This window comes from Pseudoalteromonas sp. SCSIO 43201 (assembly GCF_023716725.1).
Taxonomy (GTDB): Bacteria; Pseudomonadota; Gammaproteobacteria; order Enterobacterales; family Alteromonadaceae; genus Pseudoalteromonas; species Pseudoalteromonas peptidolytica.
The window spans coordinates 16,248-35,728 of sequence record NZ_CP072685.1; the positions used below are offsets into that span (position 1 = coordinate 16,248).

20 protein-coding genes are annotated in these 19,481 nt (G+C 41.4%); 10 read left to right on the forward strand and 10 right to left on the reverse strand.

Annotation, left to right across the window (positions count from 1 at the left end; genetic code table 11):
* Window positions 1-280 precede the first annotated feature (280 nt).
* From J8Z24_RS21370 to J8Z24_RS21385, 4 genes are all read left to right on the forward strand, one after another.
* The gene (locus J8Z24_RS21370; protein ID WP_252096058.1) at window positions 281-2,056 is read left to right on the forward strand and encodes a hypothetical protein; all 1,776 of its coding nucleotides are present in this window, start codon (window positions 281-283) and stop codon (window positions 2,054-2,056) included.
* Window positions 2,056-2,766, forward strand: coding sequence for a hypothetical protein (locus tag J8Z24_RS21375; RefSeq protein WP_252096059.1), 711 nt, complete (start codon window positions 2,056-2,058; stop codon window positions 2,764-2,766). The genes J8Z24_RS21370 and J8Z24_RS21375 overlap by 1 nt, the downstream gene beginning before the upstream one ends.
* A gap of 8 nt (window positions 2,767-2,774) precedes the next feature.
* The gene (locus J8Z24_RS21380; RefSeq protein ID WP_252096060.1) at window positions 2,775-3,905 is read left to right on the forward strand and encodes a hypothetical protein; all 1,131 of its coding nucleotides are present in this window, start codon (window positions 2,775-2,777) and stop codon (window positions 3,903-3,905) included.
* A gap of 81 nt (window positions 3,906-3,986) precedes the next feature.
* The gene (locus J8Z24_RS21385) at window positions 3,987-5,348 is read left to right on the forward strand and encodes a hypothetical protein (protein WP_147388892.1); all 1,362 of its coding nucleotides are present in this window, start codon (window positions 3,987-3,989) and stop codon (window positions 5,346-5,348) included.
* A 328-nt stretch (window positions 5,349-5,676) separates the two neighbouring features.
* On the opposite strand, the gene J8Z24_RS21390 is transcribed toward J8Z24_RS21385, so the two are convergent.
* Window positions 5,677-6,774, reverse strand: a complete 1,098-nt coding sequence (locus tag J8Z24_RS21390; protein ID WP_252096061.1) for a hypothetical protein — start codon at window positions 6,772-6,774, stop codon at window positions 5,677-5,679.
* A 283-nt stretch (window positions 6,775-7,057) separates the two neighbouring features.
* On the opposite strand from J8Z24_RS21390, the gene J8Z24_RS21395 reads away from it, so the two are divergent.
* The gene (locus tag J8Z24_RS21395; protein WP_176033196.1) at window positions 7,058-7,417 is read left to right on the forward strand and encodes a hypothetical protein; all 360 of its coding nucleotides are present in this window, start codon (window positions 7,058-7,060) and stop codon (window positions 7,415-7,417) included.
* A gap of 124 nt (window positions 7,418-7,541) precedes the next feature.
* Window positions 7,542-10,388: a DEAD/DEAH box helicase gene (locus J8Z24_RS21400; RefSeq protein WP_252096062.1), complete on the forward strand. Its 2,847-nt coding sequence runs from the start codon at window positions 7,542-7,544 to the stop codon at window positions 10,386-10,388.
* An 84-nt stretch (window positions 10,389-10,472) separates the two neighbouring features.
* Here the strand turns inward: J8Z24_RS21400 and J8Z24_RS21405 are convergent, their stop codons facing one another.
* Window positions 10,473-10,796 (reverse strand): thioredoxin family protein, encoded by a 324-nt coding sequence (locus J8Z24_RS21405; RefSeq protein WP_147388888.1) that lies wholly within the window; start codon window positions 10,794-10,796, stop codon window positions 10,473-10,475.
* Between the two features lie 571 nt (window positions 10,797-11,367).
* Entirely contained in the window at window positions 11,368-11,919 is a 552-nt protein-coding gene (locus J8Z24_RS21410; protein ID WP_128731803.1) for a hypothetical protein, read from the reverse strand.
* A gap of 954 nt (window positions 11,920-12,873) precedes the next feature.
* Here J8Z24_RS21410 and J8Z24_RS21415 point away from each other — a divergent pair.
* Window positions 12,874-13,194 carry a hypothetical protein gene (locus tag J8Z24_RS21415; RefSeq protein WP_125251933.1) on the forward strand — a complete coding sequence of 107 codons (321 nt, stop codon included), beginning with the start codon at window positions 12,874-12,876 and terminating at the stop codon, window positions 13,192-13,194.
* A gap of 250 nt (window positions 13,195-13,444) precedes the next feature.
* A complete protein-coding gene (locus J8Z24_RS21420) occupies window positions 13,445-13,732 on the forward strand; it encodes an HU family DNA-binding protein (protein WP_206644500.1) in 288 nt (95 codons plus the stop codon).
* Between the two features lie 155 nt (window positions 13,733-13,887).
* On the opposite strand, the gene secB is transcribed toward J8Z24_RS21420, so the two are convergent.
* On the reverse strand, window positions 13,888-14,394 hold the full coding sequence (secB, locus tag J8Z24_RS21425) for a protein-export chaperone SecB (protein ID WP_128731802.1): 507 nt from the start codon (window positions 14,392-14,394) through the stop codon (window positions 13,888-13,890).
* Between the two features lie 52 nt (window positions 14,395-14,446).
* A complete protein-coding gene (locus tag J8Z24_RS21430; RefSeq protein WP_252096063.1) occupies window positions 14,447-14,713 on the reverse strand; it encodes a hypothetical protein in 267 nt (88 codons plus the stop codon).
* A 323-nt stretch (window positions 14,714-15,036) separates the two neighbouring features.
* On the opposite strand from J8Z24_RS21430, the gene J8Z24_RS21435 reads away from it, so the two are divergent.
* On the forward strand, window positions 15,037-15,453 hold the full coding sequence (locus tag J8Z24_RS21435) for a hypothetical protein (protein ID WP_125251930.1): 417 nt from the start codon (window positions 15,037-15,039) through the stop codon (window positions 15,451-15,453).
* A 459-nt stretch (window positions 15,454-15,912) separates the two neighbouring features.
* Complete coding sequence (locus J8Z24_RS21440) at window positions 15,913-16,335, forward strand: hypothetical protein (RefSeq protein ID WP_128730220.1); 423 nt, start codon at window positions 15,913-15,915, stop codon at window positions 16,333-16,335.
* 479 nt (window positions 16,336-16,814) lie between these two features.
* Here J8Z24_RS21440 and J8Z24_RS21445 read toward each other — a convergent pair whose 3' ends face one another.
* The 5 genes from J8Z24_RS21445 to J8Z24_RS21465 form a co-directional block, all read right to left on the reverse strand.
* Window positions 16,815-17,357, reverse strand: coding sequence for a hypothetical protein (locus J8Z24_RS21445; protein ID WP_128730218.1), 543 nt, complete (start codon window positions 17,355-17,357; stop codon window positions 16,815-16,817).
* An 83-nt stretch (window positions 17,358-17,440) separates the two neighbouring features.
* On the reverse strand, window positions 17,441-17,746 hold the full coding sequence (locus J8Z24_RS21450; protein ID WP_128730216.1) for a hypothetical protein: 306 nt from the start codon (window positions 17,744-17,746) through the stop codon (window positions 17,441-17,443).
* 9 nt (window positions 17,747-17,755) lie between these two features.
* Complete coding sequence (locus J8Z24_RS21455) at window positions 17,756-18,169, reverse strand: hypothetical protein (protein ID WP_176033193.1); 414 nt, start codon at window positions 18,167-18,169, stop codon at window positions 17,756-17,758.
* 45 nt (window positions 18,170-18,214) lie between these two features.
* The gene (locus J8Z24_RS21460; protein WP_128730212.1) at window positions 18,215-18,574 is read right to left on the reverse strand and encodes a hypothetical protein; all 360 of its coding nucleotides are present in this window, start codon (window positions 18,572-18,574) and stop codon (window positions 18,215-18,217) included.
* Entirely contained in the window at window positions 18,571-19,119 is a 549-nt protein-coding gene (locus J8Z24_RS21465; RefSeq protein ID WP_252096064.1) for a glycoside hydrolase family 108 protein, read from the reverse strand. Before J8Z24_RS21465 ends, J8Z24_RS21460 begins: the two co-directional genes overlap by 4 nt.
* Between the last annotated feature and the right edge of the window lie 362 nt (window positions 19,120-19,481).

Here is a 19,481-nt window from a genome sequence, read left to right on the forward strand (position 1 = left end):
ACACGTTGCTTGCGTAAATTTAGACTGATACCGAGAGAGAATATAAGGTTGTACAGCTAACCTATGTGCATTGTTTTATTTCATGTATTGTAACTGCCTGCCTTATAGTGCTTTGCGTTCAGCACCAAAATAAAACTAGATTGGAAGCTCTCTTGCAACTTGTTGTACAGCATCAGTCTTGATAAACTAGAACCAACCATTTCATTGTACAATTGTAGTTGTAACTTACCTTGTACAATTATATGAACTAATGAGACGTGAATTTAGGGCGGTACCCTTAGTGAATACTAATCTGTATGACACAAAGCAGGCTGTTGAGTTTGATAAATTAACTGAGTCTTCGACTCATCACCACGAAGCAAATTTTGCTAAACAGTCATTATTTGGCTTTCAGGCTGCTGTAAAAGAAGAAATAGAACAACGAATTGCTGCAAGTAATACCGATGGCGCAGCAGCACTGGCAATGGTGAGTACCTTTACTAAAGCTGCGAGCACCAAGCGTGACTACAGCCGTACAGTTGAAGAGCTATCCACTTATTACCTTGTTGATGCAATGCACTCACTGATATGTGATGAAGTATTGGTGGCCGACCCCGAGCATGGTTGTATCGTAAATCTCCATAGTAGCAACAAGGATGTTGAAGCTGCTTTGAGCGCGTTACAAAAAGAGATTAATCTTGATCAACTTTGTGAAGATGTGACTCCAGATCTGCTAAAGTATGGCGACTACACACTACGTCTTATTGCTGATGCCAATGGCGTGAGCGAAGTGATCGATGATGTTACACAAAATGATGTAGTGGCATTATATCGTCATGGAATGCCAGCCAAATTCTTAGTTCGAGAACAAGAGCGTATCCGTATCACACCCGCAAATTCTCACCTGCATTTTGCACTTGGGCGAAATAAACTTCGTGTCGACCTAGGCGATGAATTGGGAGTATCGGTGCGAGATAAGCAGCACCTTGCCACCAAAATGCTACCTAACTATGTGCGAGTGGGTAAACCGCTGCTTTTTGGTGTACAGTCAAAACTAAAGGAGCTTCAACTACTTGAAGCGCTGGTGCCGGCAAGTAAGTTGCATCAATTAAGTACTCGGTCTTTGGTTGGGGTGTCGATCCCAAGCGCCACGGAGCCTAAAGAAGCCTTTAACATCGCCAGACGTTATGAAAGTTTATTGAATCAGAAAACCACGTTTAACGGTGAGGCGCAGTCACTGACAACGGTGGGAGATATTATGGCCACCGCAGGGAAAGCCAAAGTGTTACCTGTGTTTGGTGATAGGGGGACGCTGCAGGGAATGGATGTACCGGACACCGTAAATATTGATGATTTACTCGCGTGTATCCGTGATATTAGAGCAGCAGTATGCGCGTCGGTAGGAGTGCCGATTGAATTACTCTTTGGTGGTGAAACCTTACAATCTCAAGGAGAGTTTGAAAAACGTCATACGCGTTACTTACGAAAGGTAAAATCAATTCAAGGTGCCTTGGCAAATGGTTTAAAACAGCTTGCAATGACGCACTTAGCGAAAAAAGGCATTCAGTGTTCTGTACAAGAGATCCAAGTTCATTTCAGCCGTCAGGGAGTGGGCTTAGAGGCGCTTGATCAGCTCGAGTCAACAGAACAGGTATTGTTCTCTGTATCAAATTTACTGGCGTTTATGCAGGATCTGGATGATTCGGCACATTTTCAAGATAAAGTTGATTTCAAAGCCGTATTCGAGTGGATCAGGCGTCAATTAAATATGGTTGGTGTGCTAGACCCGTTTTTGGTTTCTAGAGAAACCGATGAACCCCAAAACGTTGTGCTCGATAAACCAGCAAAAAAAGCGGCTTCAGGGGTCAAGAAACAGCCCGTAGAAGCAAAAAAAAATCTCCAGCCTAAACGCAAGCCATTAGAAGCATTGCATATGGATGAAGCTTCGCTAAGGCAGTTAGTAGACACCGCAGTTCAGCAATTATCACAAAGCAAAACAGCAAATAATGCTGAGCCAATACATAGTGAAACATCAGTAAAACGCGACGCTAGAGTGAAGATGAGTAATGAGAAGTGATGAGGTTTGCAAAGCCTGCTGAGCGGGTACTGTTATTGTGCGAAGTGGGTCAGCTTGACTTGATTGATGAGGATGGGAGGGCGCCAGAACAGATCCCCGAAGATGTTTTGGATGCTTTTATTGAGCGAAGAAATCGCTTAGTTTATGGCGCCAGTGACTTTGCTAGAAGTGAGTGCATAGCGCATGGCTCAGTTGTAAATAATGCGATGCTGATGCGTGTTGCTAGCCGATTTCATGGTCGTACGGCTGGAAAACGAATGCACAAAATTTTGGGACGACATTTAGCTGTTCGGATCAGCGGGCAGGATGAAAAAAGCCTGCTAATTGTTCGGGATCGTTTGTTAAATGCAGTGTCGTCCCTACGCAGCCTGCTATACACTGGGAATGAGGAGTACCAGACGTTAAGTCACCACATAGAGTGGCAGCAGGTGACGGATGTCGCCATCCCAATGCTGCTCAATATTGAGCAGAAATGGTTGCAAATAGACAGCTTATCAACAAAGGGTGAAGCTAACTTACCCTTGCAAGAAGACGAACTATGTATTTTGCTAGCTTTAGTCCATCCGGTTGAGCTAGGAAAAGCGTTCAACAAAGCCAACTGTACAGTGGATGCTGTGCAGTGGTTGCAAGATTCACAGCACCATTTGTACAACAATGATTCTAAGCAAGACATTGTACAACGACTGCGTGAAAAATTAGAGTTTAAATGAGGCAGCGCATGACAGAGCGTACACTATTTATCGACGCGTTCGATACGTCTAATGTGATCTACCAGATCAGTGAAGCGTCTAAACATACACAAGGTTTGCAAGAAACATCACAGGTAGATGGAGTAGGCATATTGGCGCGTGTTGTAGGGCCATTTTTTCTAGTCGATGGTACATCTCGCAATGGCCGTTTTTATACGCGTGAATTATGGCGTACTGCTATCGAGCGCAGCCAAGCTAAAATATCATCAGGAACTATGCTGGGCACAATCGGCCATACGCAGGCACTTGATGATCAGGCTCTATTGGAAGGAAGGGCATCGCATCGGATCTCTAAATTATGGATTGATGAGAAAAACAGCATAGGAATGGGTGAAATATTAGTGTTAAATACCCCAGCTGGTCGAGTACTGAACGCCTATCTTCGAGGCGGTGTGCAATTTCCTGTATCTAGTCGGGGTTATGGAGGCTATACGCCATACAAGCGAGACAATGCCCCGGTGATAGATGAAGCCAGCTTTGTACTTGAAACCTTTGATTTCGTGCAAGAGCCAGGTGTTGCTCAAGCTATTCCCTCGTTGGTCGAATCGCTCGATGATGAGGCCGCGAAATTACATCAGTCCATTCTTGAGCTGGCCAATACCAGCATTCAAACGAGTGTGGATGAAAAGAATGAGACCCCGTTAAAGACTAACCCCGTTAAGGATACTGTAATGAGTGAGAGTGCATCTACTATTGCGGCTCTAGCGAAACAGAAAAGCCACGTTGAAGAGAGTCTGGCAAAAGCTTATGCCGAACATGCGACACTGCGTAGCAAAAATGATTCGCTAAATGAGCAGGCAAAAACACAGGCTGAGAATATTGAGTTACTGGAACAAACACTGGCGGAAGTTCGCCAGCTCAACTCGAGTATGATGGCGCAGTTAGAAGACTATAAAAAGCTAGGTAGCGTATGTGAAGTTCAAGCAGCGTTAAGCAAAATAGGTGGGCAATACTCGACTGCACGAACACGAGTAGGCTCTTTGTCTGAGCAGTTATATGCAAACTTTTCCGTCAATTATGAAGACAGCGTAGTGCTGTCAGATAGCCAAGATAACACAGGCACAAGTCGATTAAGCTCGTTGTTTGAGTCGACACAGTAATACAGCTTACTCCTAATATGAATGCTCGTTATATCCAACGAGTGCTGTTGATAGTTTTTTATGAATTTTGAGGACAATACCATGTTACAAGAAACCGTAACGGGCCAAGCAATTGAGCGCAAAGCAGATCACTACTTCACGAAATACAAGCCTTTTGTCGAAGCATTAGAAAGAAACTCTTTATTGAGTAAAGTGCGTGCAATTAATACAACGGATGTCTATGCGTTGGGTAAGCAACTTGAAAACTTCCAAGTGTATAAGCGGCTTTGTGAAGAAGATGGCACATTATCTCAGTTGGGTAAGATCCCAGATGTTGCACTGGATGTGCTTACTGTCGCCTACGGTACTTCACCTTTATCTGCTATTGCGTCAATTCAACCAATTGATGAAGAACAAGGCACCATTTACTTCAAGAATATTGTATCCGGCGACTCACAGCTTAACTCAGGTGATTTATTATCAGGTGTGTCTGCAACGTCAAATGTGATGGGTGAAGCACTTGGTCAAACCCAAGCAGGTGAGAGCGACTACAGCTTCTCGCTAAAAAATGCGCCTGTGCAAGTAGGTTCTGTACGTGTTGAAATCGCAGAGTTGAATTTAGTTGCGCAAGACAATGGGTTAGGTCAGTTAATTGGTTTCGATATTCAAGGCACCATTGATTACGTCAATGGTACGGTTACTTTATCGACAAAGCATGCGCCAGAGGCGGAGCATACCATTACCGCTGCATATAGTGGTGATTATGACGCGGCAGATGACATTCCAAAAGTAGGGATGAAGTTTGCATCTAAAACGGTTCAAGCACGTTTATGGGCGTTAAAAGACACGATTGGTTTACAGCAGTCCTATGCTTTACGCCGCCGTTTTGGCATGGTAGCCGAAGATGAAATTGCACAAGACCTCGTCGCTGCCATTAACTCAGAGCAAATGAATACGGCTACGCGCATGTTATTAGCTAAAGCGCAGGGGGAGGTGACATTTAAGAAAAATGCACCCAGTGGTATTAGTTATAATGATCACAAACAAGGGTTTAAAGATGCTATTGCGCAAGCTGAAGCGACTATTTTAAATAATGCAGGCAGAGGCACTATTTCGGCAATGGTTGCGGGACGTAATGTCTGTGCATTGGCAGCAACTTTACCTGGCTTTACTAAGCTTTCTGACGGCGCTGCTGTAGGCCCACACATTTTCGGTATCTTAGATGGTATCTTAATTGTACGTGTGCCTAATCAACAGGTGATGGATGCTGATACGGCAGTCTGTGTTTATAAAGGTAAGTCAAATTTTGAAAGTGCATTGGTTAGCGCGCCTTATATGCCACTTGTTGTTACATCGGCACTTCCGCATGGTGTTAACCCGCTGGTTAACCAAAGAGCGGCTGCAGTATGGTCTGCAATTGATGTGCTTGTACCAAGTTTTATTACCAAGATCCGCTTAGTATAAGCTCGCGATACACATACTTCATAAGGTCGCATGTGTTGCGGCCTTTTTTTTGCTTTATTTAAGCGAATTTAAAAGTTGGTGAATGAGATAAGAAAATAATGGCGCTAACTAAAAACAAACCCGCACATAGTTGATAAGGCGGGCTGCTCAAATATAATGCAATTTGCGGCAAAAAAATCTACATACCTATTATCCAAAATAACCGCATTACTTTAGATAAACCATCATGGTCTGTACCCTGATGTTAACAGTATTTTATGTTTATTATCAATGGTTTTATTGCTAAATATGTAAAAATTACTCTGTATATATTAATGATAAATTTAATCTAAGTTCTGCGCTTAACGGGTTTAAATTCCAATTCACTTAATAGTGCATCAATGCGCTTGGCATCTTCTATACTGAGGTTTTCATCGTATTGAGATATTTTAACCATTGAGTCATATGAATTTGCCAGTTCCTCGTCTACAAGACCCATATCACCCATATACAAGAGCATTTTACGAGCATCTGATATTTTAGCTGGTAATGCTGAAGCCGCATATTTTATACCCAGCAAATCTAACACAGCCATGATTTGAGCTTTTGATGCTTGCTCGTTTAAAACCAGCATATGGCGTACTATCCGGATCATTGCACCGTGACCTTTTTCAGCGCGTGCTATTTTACGGATCTTTTTCTTAGTTGTGGTAGGTGTGTACGCTGTGAACTCCGTGTCATTAGACGCTTCGCCGGCCGTTGTTTTTTCTTCCACTGTGGTTTGTGTTAGCGCATGTTGCTCGGCGGCATCTGTCATTGGCACGTCAACATAGCTTTTAACTATGTAGGCATTTTGAATATCCACAATCGCATCGGGTGTTAGATCACTGCCGTTACTGAGTGGATCGGTTTCTGTTGGTATTGATTCGTCAACAATGTCGATAGGTTTTTCGCGGCTTTGCTGGCCAAACATAGAGGAAAGAAAAGCGTCGGTATCTGGCATTAGAAAGGGGGATGCCTGCTGCGCTAATGTTTTTAATAGCTCTGGTATTGGTAAATCATCTAGAGCAATCAATGTCTCTGACAATGAAGGCAGCGGGTTGTCAATTGTCGCTTGTGCTTTACTTGGGAATTTCTCAAACTTTTTGTGATATTGGCGGGGCATTTTTTCCCATTGCACCTCGGTATCGAAAACGCTGGAGGCGGATTCTGCCCAAGTTGTGAGTTTATCAAGGTCTTTGCGTTTTTTATCAGACCCCTGTGCTTGTTTTGTTAGCTCGATGATTTGCTCTTCTGAGGTGGCAAACCAAAACGCATAATGAAGCTTAGCGGCAACAAGTAAGGCTGTATCGTTGGGCTTAAGTTGTGAAAGTCCGCTGTGCATTGCGGGTAAGAGGTCGTGAGCTATCGCTAATATCCCGTTAAACTCAGCTGCTGATTGCGTCATGTTGTCACCTTTATGTAAGCATGATGGTTTTTTTAAAGTGAAGGTTGAAGCAAGCCAAAATGACTGCACAACAGTAACTTTCAGTTCATTGTACAATAAAAGTCATTTTAGGCAACTTTTAAAAAAGGAGGTATCGATAAGTGATGATATTTTGTCAAAAATGTTTGAATAACAGCCAATGTGATAGCTTTGTATTCCCTAATGCGTGACATTCTAACACGCTTAGCATACGATTATACAATTCGTGTAATGGTGCGCGGCAGGCTTTTTGAATGGAGCGAGTATGAATTTAGAAAATGCAAATTATATCGTTATGCCCAATACGTCGGCTGTACTCGTTTTGCCTGTAAATGGGGGAGAAACAGCAAGGTTTGTGGAAGTTGAAACAAAAGCTGCTCGCTACTTTTCCAAGGATAACTGGTTGTTTGATGCAGCGTCATTTCTTGAACAACACTCTCTAGCACAAAGGCTTAGTAAATTGGCAACATTCAAGGGCATTGCTACTGAAAAGTTTGAAGGTATATTAGAGAATGTGCTGGCATCAATTATACCAGGAGCTGAAGTTAACTATATGGTTTTTATAGAAAACGAGCATTTGCTTATTGCACATACGGATAGCGTGATCCAAAACCATTTAGTTTAATAGACTTTCTAAATATCTTATAAATACAAGTGATTATTGCATAATCTAGCCTTTAACGGTGCGATAGTTATTACTGTGGGAGCGTTATTTCTCATTGCATAATGAGTAAGTGATCTGAGGTACTATGTTAAATGATATGCTTGACTGGGCCCGAAATCGTTGGGGTTACGTAGGACTGGCATTAGATTCAGACGGGTTTGTCATCATTAAAACGGTAGATGGCCGATGTGAACGTTGGTTATGTACAGGTATTAATGCGCATTTTGATTTCGTCGAGCAAGCGGTTCAGTTAGTTATATTTGACTCGGTGTCTAATCTCACATATCGAGAGTATCAGGTTGCATGGCGTACTGAACATGCCGTTCGTTGTCTAGATAGTGCTGCAGACGAGCAAGACATAGATATTGGCGAATTAGACTATTGCCCAAAATGCTACGCCCACAAAATGGTGCAGTTTTCTCAGGGTCGAGCCATGAAGTTATGTAGTAATTATGCAGTATGTTCAGGGAAGTCAAAAACCAATGGTAGAATTTATCCACTAGAGCACCTTAATGCTGATCAGCAGCTCTTTCTATTGTCTCATGGCAATGATGATTTAGGTTATCCCGCAGGCGCAATTTGTGCGTCTATGACACGCAAATTGGGTCTAACTACGGGCGAAGAGTTGTCGCAGTCAACGGTAGGGTTGTCCCTCGTTGAAGATAGTGACCTTATCAAAACGTCTGAATTTACTTTACTTAATTACCCGTTTAGTCACTTTAACCGAGTGCAATCGACGCTGCTTAAAAATCAGATACATACGAAAAACGTGAACTTGGTACTGGGTACTGCAACCAGTAGTGGTAAAACGGTGTGTGCCGAGTTATGTATGGCGCATACATTAGCCAAAGGAGAAGTGGTTGTGTATGTGTCTCCGCTTCGCTCATTAACCCAAGAAAAATACGATGACTGGTCACACACATTCGGTGCTCAATACAAGATAGCGATATTGACGGGAGACTATGCCTTATCACCAGATAAAAACGATGAAATAAATCAAGCGGATATCTTGTGTATCACCTCTGAAATGCTGGACTCTCGGACTAGAAAGTATGGTAGTGAGCGTAGTGCTTGGATCGACAGGGTTGGCCTATTGGTGGTTGATGAGTCTCACATTATTGGCACGGAACGTGGCCATGCTGTAGAAGCTGGTTTAATGCGTTTTACTCAGTTTAATCAAGCGAAAATTCTATTTATGTCTGCTACGATGCCCAATGTGGAGCAGTTTGCACAGTGGCTAAGTGTATTAAATGGTTTGCAAAGTGAGATCATTAATTCTCCTTGGCGGCCAACTCCCCTTACTTGGCATTTTCCGCGCTATGTAGACAATGGCAATTACAAACAAAGTAGAGACAGTCGCATCAATGAAGCGCTCAAGAAAGTGACAGATGCCGAAAAGTCAGATGAGAAATATCTTCTTTTTGTCCATGATAAGGCAACCGGCGCAGACCTATTAAGAAAGGTCAGGGCGCAGGGCATTGACGCTGAGTTTCATAGTGCCGATTTGAAAGTAAATATCAGGCAACAAATTGAAAAAGAATTTAAAGATCCGCACGGAAAACTACGAGTTTTAGTATCCACCTCAACCCTTGCATGGGGGTGTAATGTGCCAGCACAAAATGTTGTAATTGTGGGCACAACTCGAGGTTTGTCTCCAGTGGAAATAGAAGATATTTTACAAATGGCTGGCCGTGCAGGGCGCAGCCTTCCAGCTGATTACTTTGTTGTTGCTCCTGATGGAAATAGTTACGCCCAGTCTAGTTTGGATAGATTGTCGTTAAGAATATTAGATAGTGTTGCTGAGTTAGATATGTCCACTGCGGGGTCGGTAATAGATATCCGCCACGCAGGTAATCAACAAGATATCAAAGCCGTGGATAATGAAGCGCGCCTTCAGAGAAGAAAGCGTAAAGTGAACATGCGACAGGTTAAAGACCATCAAAAGGTTATCCTGGCTCAAAGCGTCGAAGAAGCCAAAGCGTGGATCGCATACAATGATCCCCAGTATCTAGCACGCTATCATGGGCACTGTTATCTTATTTGTGCGCAGCCAAAAGTTTGGGAACATCGTATACAGCAAGCTAAGCCTGTCCATAGTCAACTGGTCAATGAAGCTACCCTCGGCTTTCATATTCTCGCTGAAGTAGATGCGGGTACGATTCATAATCAACTAGATTTGGTTAACTGGTTTGACCGTTCTTTAGCGAAACTGCAAGGCTTGGTTGAGCAAAAAGTGGTTGAGAGCGTCTTGGGAGATTTACTTCGTACACAGATGCTCAAAGGACATGACGAACAGTACAAAATAACTGAGATTGGCAAAGTTTCATCGCGTTGGTACTACAAGCCAGAGGATGTTTTTCATTGGCATACGGCGTTACGGTTTGTAGACCATGCTCAGATTTGGGATAACGATGATGCGTTAGCCTGGGCTATCGCTGGGGCTCCTTCTTATAACACAGACTACATTCAACGTAGTCAGGCGAAGCTAGTCGATGACTATATGAAGCGTTTGCAACGGGTGGTACCATTTGCGTCGGAAATGGCATTGCCAGCGGATATGGCGACATACCTCAGTGGCAAAACGGTGCAATACCAAAAGATAAACGGTTTTAAATATGACCTTTCACGTGTCTTTCAAGCCTTAAGACAAATCGCTAAAGCCTGTGCTATCTCGCGTCCTGATGGATATTGGCATATGTTAGAAACCCGATTTAGATATGGCACAACGGCTGATTCCGCGAAGCTGCTTTGTGTTGAGGAAGTGGGGGTGATGAATATCCGCAAGCTTGTGAAAGCGGGAATCGTAAGTTTAGACGATTTTATTGATGTAGAGCGACGATCTGAGGTTACACGGATTTTGGGTCATAAAAAGTTAGAGACCGCACTGGCTTCGGCGAGAAAAATCATACGAAGCCAATATGGCGTAGAGTAATGTGCTTGCAAGCAGGCTACGGTTAGTAACGTAAAAGCCTGCACAGATAATGCAGTTTGAAAGTGACACATCAACTGGACTTGCTCAGCAATGGATCTCTTTTGCGATCCGCTGCATCAGTTTTGGTTTGATCACTGCACCAATGTTTTTCTCGATAACATTGCCGTTGAGCATAAAGTGCAGAGTTGGTATCACATCAACGCTCGCATTCTTTAACGCATCGCCACATTCGTCAATATTCACTTTCACAATAGTAAGATGTTGCGTCAATGTGTCGGGCAGCGCCTCTAGTGCGAGTCCCAACTGTTTGCAAGGGCCACACCAAGGCGCATAGTAGGCAACCAATGTGTAACCTTGATTGATTAGCGTATGGACATTTTCATTCGTTGCATATTGTATGTTACTCATTACAAGCCTCCAATTCAGTCATTAGTTTTTGCATATTTGTGGCTGAATTTAATACTCATTATCTTTTAATACTTGCCCAATCTGAAGGCGTTACTTCTAAGAACCTGCTATTGCTGCATAAGCTAACCTTTCCTACAGGAGGCAGAGGCCTTAGCGAGAGCAGGACGCGCAAGCGGCGTTATCGCCAAAACTATATCTGGCTAGATAACCTAAGCTAGGCTTAATAAGTTGTCTTCTCACAGCGGTTATCCTTTACTGCTGCGCTAAATTTGTTTGCAATAGGCTATTTACTGATGCACAAATTTGCTTCGTATTAAGACATAACTTATGGCTAGCGTGATATTATGCCTATTGAGCTTAGGTGTTTTCGTTGAGTAACCCACTTGTTACCCCGAGTTCAGATTAAATAAATAAAACCACTTCGCGAATATACCTATATTTTAATAAGCAATCTAGAGTATGAATAATACAAGTATATTGTACAATATGGGGACTGGATTTTGATGACTTGAGAAGAGTAAGAAGGTGGGCAAGAGGTTGATATCGTTTCTTGCCCTTAAAAAAGGTTACATTAAACAGCTTCACGAAGACTGATTACGACTTCATCCTTTTCAGAGACAAAATAGAGCTTTTCAGCTTCTTCAGTTAATGCCGATTTTTCAAAAATAGCTTCGAGTAATGGCAGAAAGTGTGCATTAATGATGTCAGGATCTAGACTTAAAATCATTTCAAAAAGTCCGCCATCGTTTTTGTTTTGCTCATTTGCTTTTTGTAACAGCGCTATCATTGAAGTCATTACTTTTGCTTTAGGAAGTAATTGCTTACAGGAGACTGGTGTTTTGCTTGCGACAAACTTTTTACCCTCAATGGAAGGCTGTGTAGAGGTTTTGAGTAAATCCATAAGTGAAGACTGTGCCTCTTCAATGCGAGCGTCTAACAGGTCACGAGCAGCAGTTAAAGCCCCAACTTGGTCAATAGCCGAGCCAACTTTAGCCTGTCTTAACTTGGCATTATTTCCGCTTACATTTGCAAGTTTGATGGTAGGAGCTTGGGCGATAGCTTTGGCGCTAGCCGAAGAGCCATCGATATTACTTTTCTCGTGCACAACTCTCTTAAATTTCATAAATTAGCCTCACTGTTAGCCCCGATTTGATAACAGCCTAAAAAGATTAAGACTGACAAAAACTAAACTTTAATTTAAAAGTTTTATCATAACTTTTTGATATAGCTCTAAAATATTAATACCAATGCTCATTTAATTAGCAACTAGCTGTGATTTGTACCTAATTCACTAGCGACTCTTCCTGATACACTATTTATTGCATTTGCATTCGATGTAAATCACTGCAATGCAACCCATTACGCTATATCCTAGACAAATCTATACGTTACGACGCTGACTGTCAAATCAAAATAGTAAATTTTGGCCTCCGAAGTCCTGTTTTGGTGCGCTTTCTCGTTTGCTTGGTTGCAGCAATTGCCCAACATGAAATTATGCTGAATATCTTCGTAAGTATTGAAAATAAAGAGTTTGTTGTACAACAATTTTCATTATAAGCAGTGTTGTCGCCGTTGTTAATTTAGTCATTAAAAGTGGTATTTCAGCCAACTGTATTAGATCACTCTTCGATAAATTCAGTTGACTAATCGTAGGTGGTTGATAATTGTACAACTTGCTTGTTGCTTTAAGGTGCCTGTACTATGTTGCAATGTTTCTATTCTTGTTACAATTGATTATTGACAAGGGGGATTAAAGCTTGGATACTCCTGCACACTAATTAGATTTCTTGTAACATGCGGAGTATATTCGTTTCCGTTGTACATTAAATGAGACATATAAAGACACCATAAGATTTACGCTAATTGTTACATAGCACATTCGCAATGTGAGAGAGAATAGTAAATGTTCTTACAGCATGTGACTCTGCAATATGATGATTTTAAAGCGTATATTTTAAAGGTGATATAAGTGCTTTAAGTAGACCCAACCGAAAAGCTACTCCTGCTTAAGGAGTGGCTTTTTATTTAAATAACTACAGGCATATAGCTCAAAAATTTAGAATCTAGGATGGTACTTATGGATACGCAGATCCAAAAAATATGCGCTAGCTTGGCGCAGGGAGATCCCGCTTCATTGATAAAAGGACTTGTCATTGGTTATGATGAGCAAGGACAGTTGAGATTATATAATGCTGATATGAGCGCAGAAGAAATTGTAATTGCAGTTGAAATGGCAAAAGCCCGGGCTCTGGGACTAATATCAAACAAAGAACTACCCAGTGCGGTTGCTAACTGCTTGGCTTCAAGAGAGTTTGTAGGTGAAGAGCACGCTTTTTCATCTTGTGATAGTGCTTGCAGTCGGCGACGTCAACGTCGAACTTCTAATTTAGAAAGCTAGATGTTACTTAGTCGGTTATAAAGTAGGTTTTCGTTTTTGCGCTGCGAGTGTTTAAGCGCACCGTGGTACAATAGAGAAAATCATATAACTGGCCTCTACCAATTTAGTGACGTTAATCTGTTATCGAATCGATAGAATTAAATTGTACAATATCTATCAAATTATAATGCAAATGTGACAATATAATATCTACTACCTCTTCATGATTTGGTTGTTAACTGAGACATGTAGATATTTAGGGGTATTTAAGATGGCAATTTCAAAGACAGAGTTGGCTGATCATGTGGCTGACGCAATGAAAATTAGTAAAACGGACGCTCGTGGTTGTGTGAATGCGGTGATTGATGCGTTTTGTGACGCTCTGCAAGCAGGGCAAGATGTGCGAGTGCAAGGATTTGGAACACTAAAGGTAGTTCAACGCAATGCGCGTTTAGGGAGAAACCCCTCAACAAAAGAGCCTGTTCCTATTGATGCGTGCAACACTGTACAGTTCAAAGTGAGTCAACGACTCAAAGAGCTTCTACCGAATGTAAAATAGTCTATGTTGACTGGCTTTTTGCCTGACTATATGGCGGAATTTATCTTGGCTGTAGCAGGGCGCTGTTATCGGCAAAGTTTTCTCGCTTGAAAGTAGAAAGCTTAACTAAGTTAATTTGAATTAGAAAAGCCGACTGAACGTCGGCTTTTTACTAGCTAGATGACCTCGACCTCATCGTCAGTGTCGTTTGTTTCACTCCCTTGACTCTCTTGATCTGCGCTTTTTATTGCATCATCAAGTAGTGCATCAAAGTCGACAGGCGCCAGAAGTAGCTGGGGAAAGCCACCATGTAACACTTGAGAGGAAATGTGATTTCGTGCAAACGGATAGAGCTGAGCTGGGCAGTATGACCCTACTAATGCCATGATCTCTGTTTCCTCATAGCCCTCAATTTCAAAGATCCCTGCCTGCTCTACAGTGGTATTAAATAATTGTGTATCACTATTCGTGGCTTTAGCTTTGCACTTCACAGTGAGTACAACCTCATAAGTGGTATCGCTTATCCTATTTGCTTCAGTATTTAAATCAACGCTAATAGAGGGTTTCCACTCATCTAAAAATACAGCCGGTGCATTGGGTGCATCGAAAGTTGATTTTTTATGGTAAATTTTTTGTAGTTCGAATGACTGCTCAACGGCAGTTGTATTGTCTTTATTAGTCATGTCACATGTCTCATTAATTTACACGCAAAATAAATGCGTATTATGGGAAATTTTATATCGCTTGCTCTTCAATATAGATCAATAACAGCATGGCAATCTCTCGTAACGCTGTAAGCTCTTCAGATATAGCAAGTCTGTGCTCTTTTTCAACAAGATCTCGACACAGCGATGGTGCTGTGAGCTCACCTATTACTTGCTCTGCCTCGGCTGTAGCAAGCTCTTGCTTTGCTACTTGTAGCAAGGTAGCTTGGATCGAATTGGCCATCACTTTAGCATAGATTGAACCATGTTTCATCAGAGGTTCGAACTGTTCGTTCATTTTTACTTCCAAACACGGAAGGTGTTTTTTTTTGCTCAAATTCATTATTTTTAGCCAATTTATCTGAGAACGCTAGTACTGAAACCTCAATGCACTACAAGCTCAAAGAATGCGAACTCAAGTTTTTCAAAGGTGATAATAGCGCTACTATATTATTGTACAATTGAAATGTGAAGACATTTAAGTCATCATGCGAATGAGACAAATATAAACTCTACATATTGCTATTTCTTTCTGGCTCACATTATGAAGTGGCTGGTTGCATATCAAGTATGTGTAATAGTTTGATTTTATTGTATTAATGGAGAAATCAAAGAATGAGTATGAATTTACCCCGCTGTCCGTATTGTAGCAATCCTAGCATTGTTGGTGAGATAGCAGGCAAGCTTGCGGCGGTATGTACGCAATGTAATAACGGATATGCTATTGTAGCAGATGACTTCGCTAGCCTGACACAACGAGCGTTTCAAATGGCAACAAAAGGACAAGTTGAACAAGCGATAGGTGTTGTACAACAACACTTAAATAAACATGTTGACGAAAGAAGCTCGGCATTGCGTGAAGCGGAAAATGAACTTCCTGAAGATAAGCGTAAGCTGACAAAAGAGCAGCAAAAGAAGGCTGCAGAATTGGAGTCTCAACGCATTCTTCTTGCAGGGATTTTGCAAGGCGGCCAGCTATACAAAGAGCTGCTAGGAAAAGCACTTGGTATTGTGAAAGAAGAGAATAAAGCCGTCTAATTGGTGGCTGCTTTAGTGCTGGGGTCCCTGGCACTACTCAATATTCCTCCCCGTTATAAGTAAGCATGCTGCTCAAAGGGTGAGCGTCAGCGGATTTATTGGCTTTGCTAAAAACAGTTGCGGCCCAAGCAAATAAACTCTATCCTAATAACACCATGCGGTGTTTTATAGAAATGCGCCGAAAATTAAGTATTTGACATGTGTGTGTTTTGACAAGTATTGCTAGGTTGTTTTGACTTATGCAGTAATACAGCTGCTTCACCTTACTCTGGGCTCGTACTATTATTCTAGGACAGTGATTTAGGTAATGTCATGATTCAATTAATAAAATAAAAAATTGTCTTGTTTTTTTCTTAGCCCTGATGGGTTTGAAAAGGCGTAAGATAACGGATTTAAAACGCACGAAATAATTGGTTTACGATAACGTAAGCCGAGTAAATGAAACAGGACTTGTATTGTATGTATAATGATATTGCTCCGAGTAAAAGAAGCCCTAACGAGTTGCAAGAACACAATGGGCAGCCGTGTTTTAAAGGAAATACAGTGGCTCCTGAATACCTTACTTCTCTGTTGTCATTCTTCTATGAGTTGGGGGCGCAGCACTCCCGGGAAGAGCAGCGTATTCAGCTTGCCGACTTTAGAAATGAATTAATTATCGCTGAAGATACCATAGAAGAGTTAAGAGTTTCGCTTGATCTGTCGCGTCAACAAAGAGACTCTGCACAAGATTGCCTTGACATAAGCCGTTTATCTATTCAGCAGTCATTACTCATGATGGAGCGTTTACTATTAGAATTAGAAGCGAGGCAAGATCTGGATGAGGCTTATTTTTTCCGTAGAGAATTAAAAAAGATATCTACACATCTGTCTCAACGTATATAGTATTGTACAACTACGTTGTTAAATGAGCATCTGTTATAGTGAAGCGTCATTACGGTATAAACTGGCTCAAATTTTCAAAAGTTTGGAACAGTACATAAGTAAGTGGGATCCTTTTTAAAAAATAAGTCTGATTATCAATTTTTATAAATAAAATATTGATTTGGTTGGGTTTAAATATTCTTTCATCTGATTTTAGATCATAAATTAGTTGCTTAATTTATAGATATGGAACTTACAAAGCGATCCAAATTGAGCTGTTTTAGCTATTTTGAACACTTTCATACAAAAACCAGGTGTTTATAACCGATCTGAATCTGATCTTTGCTAAAGTAAGCTTGCTGCTCGGTACTCAAAAGTAGCCTGATTTTAATGTACAATAAAAATTTCAGTGTACAGATCTGAAGTTGGTCTGCTTAATCTAGCTTTGCTGTCTCTGAAAAAGAGGCCTGATTAGTGGCCTCTTAATGAGTTTCGTTATTTTATCTTTCAGCGATGTAACTAATGCGCACTTTGTCGCCGATTTGAGGCGCTGTTACAAAAGTCGCTTTTTTGGTGGCTTCGTCAATCGTAACCGAGTCTTCAAATACAGCAAGACCATTCACAAATACTTGTGCAGATCCAACCCGAGGTGATTTTGCAATATCAAAAGACACTACTGCACCATCTACTTGAGCGGATAGATCTTCCGCAGAAACAATATCCTGAGCCATGATACGCGATGTATCATCTTCTATGGCCTTAATACGGTTATCTTGTGTGGTTAAAGCTGTCGTTACAGTTGCTGCAAAGTCGGCGTCATTTCCCAGAGCATCAGCTAATTCTTTAAGTGTATCAAGCGCTTCAGGTGCACTATTAATGAGATCAGACACTTTAGAGTCTACGTAGGAAATACTCGCTTTTACGGTACTAAGTGAAGCAATATCATCAGCAAATTTTACTAAGTTTGCTTCAAAGCCTGGGTCGACTAGCTCACGACTAATTGTTGCAGGCATAATTTGTGAGTTTGCGCGTAACTTACTCATTGGATGAGTCTCCTTAATGGGTTAATGTATTTCTCATCTCAAGCTCATACGCGATTCCAGAGACAGCGTTATACTCACTGTTATCAGTTGAGTAATTTGGCTGACAATTGAATTTTATCACCGTCATAAATTGTGACAGCTGGGTCAATCAACAGGATGCTTTTGCTATCTTGTGTAGCGATACTGTATTGACTTTCTTTATCCAAGAGCAAGCCATTCAATGTTACCAAAACATGTTTAGTACTGTCGATTTGTCCGTTTAGTGCAATGTGAATGGGTTGCCCATCAGGCTCGGAAATTGTGTATGACTGCTGAATTTCCGTGCTTGACCCTCCGCTACTGCTTTGATCTGGTTGGTAAAACTGTTGTGAAACTGAAGTGCTGTACATTTTAAGCCCTTACTTTAAAACAGATACTGCATTATCACTATTGGCTGCTACCCATAGTGCGAACGAATCAGTTTCTTCATGAGCATCAGCAAGCTCGATTGATAGTTTAACCTTGACTTCATTGCTACCAACCGGAATAGGAAACCTATATTGACCTGATTGTACAATATTTATCTCCATCGGCACAATGCTGTTATTGACGAGCTGACACATATCGAACGGTGTGTCTTGTGCTATGTTTGGGTCTTGCATAGCGATTTTGATGCGCCCTGTTGCCTGCAAATTTTTTTTATTAAAGTCGACGTACACAAGCAGTTCGCTTTTCCCAAATGTTGGGGTGACAACATGTAGCGTGTGGTCACCAATTTGGTTCGATACTGATTGATACTGTCCATTTTCCTGGGGAATGTTTACTGTGATCATTCTGTCGCTCCACTCTCATTTTCACTGAATTTTGCCGAGCTTCGCTCAGCGCTTGGTTGGGTAAAGTGCCTGTGTAGGATGAGTCCATTCACATGGCATAAGTATTTGCTTTTTACTCAGCCGGATGAGGCTGATGTGGGATGGATATATAATTTCATCTGTTTCAATACAAACGAAGTGAGTGCCATTACGATGCGGCATACACTGATGGAGTACTCGGCCATCAATACATTGAATATCATGTAAAAGTTCTACACAGCTTTCAAAAGCATCACTATGAAAGTTTATCCAGTTAAATAAATAGAATGCGAATGGAGAATGCGTTGCTATTAAATCTTCAAATATCTCCGTAGGATCTTGGGTATCGTAGTGTGTGAGTTTGGCGGTGATATATTGTTGATTCATAAAGCCTCCTCAGCAAAGCCTACCTGTTGTGACAGGTATTGTTGTAGTTTAAATTGACGGCGAAACCAGCCTTTTGCATATTTACCATTGCTCGGTCTACGTGCGATGATCTCGGCATATTGCTTGGCTCTTAAGCTTTGGTACTCAATGAATAAATTGTCTCCTTGGACTCTGTTTGCCTGTTTTAACGCTCTAAGTGTGTTAGGCCCAATAATGCCATCTACATCGGTCTTGATCGCTTGTTGTAATAGTTTTATAGCACTTCTCACCCCCATGTTTACGGCGGTATCAAAAACTAAAACCGCCATTTTTTCAGGCATTAAGTGGGCTTTACAGGCTTCAAAGTAATCTCTTTGGTATATCTCTTTCGCTTGTGCTTTGGTCAGTGCCGCTATATCCAAATTAGGATAGGCATTTTGAGAAATCCCGTATTTTGTTTTACCGCCACTGTCGTCAGGGTCGTCGACAAAGCCACCTTCAAACTCTAAAAGTAAACGAAAGGCTGACTCAAAAACGTGTTGATACTGCCGTAAGTGATCTGACATGTTAACTCCTTAACCAAACACCGTTAGTACCTTTAATTGAGCTGTTTTGGCATAACGGGCAATACTATACGAATGGCACTTTAAAAAGGCGCCACAACAGGGTCTCAATCACTACTCACTATTAAGTTGTTATCAACTTCAGTCTCTTATATTGTCTATTGTACCTTGAACGGCACATTGAGTGCAGCAAAGAAATTACTTTAAGTGACAGTGAAAATAATGTTAAGGCAATACTGTCACGGTATCGTCGCCTGCTTGATTGTTCGAATTATGTACTGATACTTATGTGTAAGTAAGTGCTTCCTCTTTATATTGATAGGACTTTTGTTGTTAGCTGGTACTTACATTTGTTTGTGAGTGAA

Coding starts and splice junctions, on each gene's coding strand:
- J8Z24_RS21375 (WP_252096059.1), top strand. CDS start 2,056: ATGAGGTTTGCAAAGCCTGCTGAGCGGGTACTGTTATTGTGCGAAGTG.
- J8Z24_RS21380 (WP_252096060.1), top strand. CDS start 2,775: ATGACAGAGCGTACACTATTTATCGACGCGTTCGATACGTCTAATGTG.
- J8Z24_RS21385 (WP_147388892.1), top strand. CDS start 3,987: ATGTTACAAGAAACCGTAACGGGCCAAGCAATTGAGCGCAAAGCAGAT.
- J8Z24_RS21390 (WP_252096061.1), bottom strand. CDS start 6,774: ATGACGCAATCAGCAGCTGAGTTTAACGGGATATTAGCGATAGCTCAC.
- J8Z24_RS21395 (WP_176033196.1), top strand. CDS start 7,058: ATGAATTTAGAAAATGCAAATTATATCGTTATGCCCAATACGTCGGCT.
- J8Z24_RS21400 (WP_252096062.1), top strand. CDS start 7,542: ATGTTAAATGATATGCTTGACTGGGCCCGAAATCGTTGGGGTTACGTA.
- J8Z24_RS21405 (WP_147388888.1), bottom strand. CDS start 10,796: ATGAGTAACATACAATATGCAACGAATGAAAATGTCCATACGCTAATC.
- J8Z24_RS21410 (WP_128731803.1), bottom strand. CDS start 11,919: ATGAAATTTAAGAGAGTTGTGCACGAGAAAAGTAATATCGATGGCTCT.
- J8Z24_RS21415 (WP_125251933.1), top strand. CDS start 12,874: ATGGATACGCAGATCCAAAAAATATGCGCTAGCTTGGCGCAGGGAGAT.
- J8Z24_RS21420 (WP_206644500.1), top strand. CDS start 13,445: ATGGCAATTTCAAAGACAGAGTTGGCTGATCATGTGGCTGACGCAATG.
- secB (WP_128731802.1), bottom strand. CDS start 14,394: ATGACTAATAAAGACAATACAACTGCCGTTGAGCAGTCATTCGAACTA.
- J8Z24_RS21430 (WP_252096063.1), bottom strand. CDS start 14,713: ATGAACGAACAGTTCGAACCTCTGATGAAACATGGTTCAATCTATGCT.
- J8Z24_RS21435 (WP_125251930.1), top strand. CDS start 15,037: ATGAATTTACCCCGCTGTCCGTATTGTAGCAATCCTAGCATTGTTGGT.
- J8Z24_RS21440 (WP_128730220.1), top strand. CDS start 15,913: ATGTATAATGATATTGCTCCGAGTAAAAGAAGCCCTAACGAGTTGCAA.
- J8Z24_RS21445 (WP_128730218.1), bottom strand. CDS start 17,357: ATGAGTAAGTTACGCGCAAACTCACAAATTATGCCTGCAACAATTAGT.
- J8Z24_RS21450 (WP_128730216.1), bottom strand. CDS start 17,746: ATGTACAGCACTTCAGTTTCACAACAGTTTTACCAACCAGATCAAAGC.
- J8Z24_RS21455 (WP_176033193.1), bottom strand. CDS start 18,169: ATGATCACAGTAAACATTCCCCAGGAAAATGGACAGTATCAATCAGTA.
- J8Z24_RS21460 (WP_128730212.1), bottom strand. CDS start 18,574: ATGAATCAACAATATATCACCGCCAAACTCACACACTACGATACCCAA.
- J8Z24_RS21465 (WP_252096064.1), bottom strand. CDS start 19,119: ATGTCAGATCACTTACGGCAGTATCAACACGTTTTTGAGTCAGCCTTT.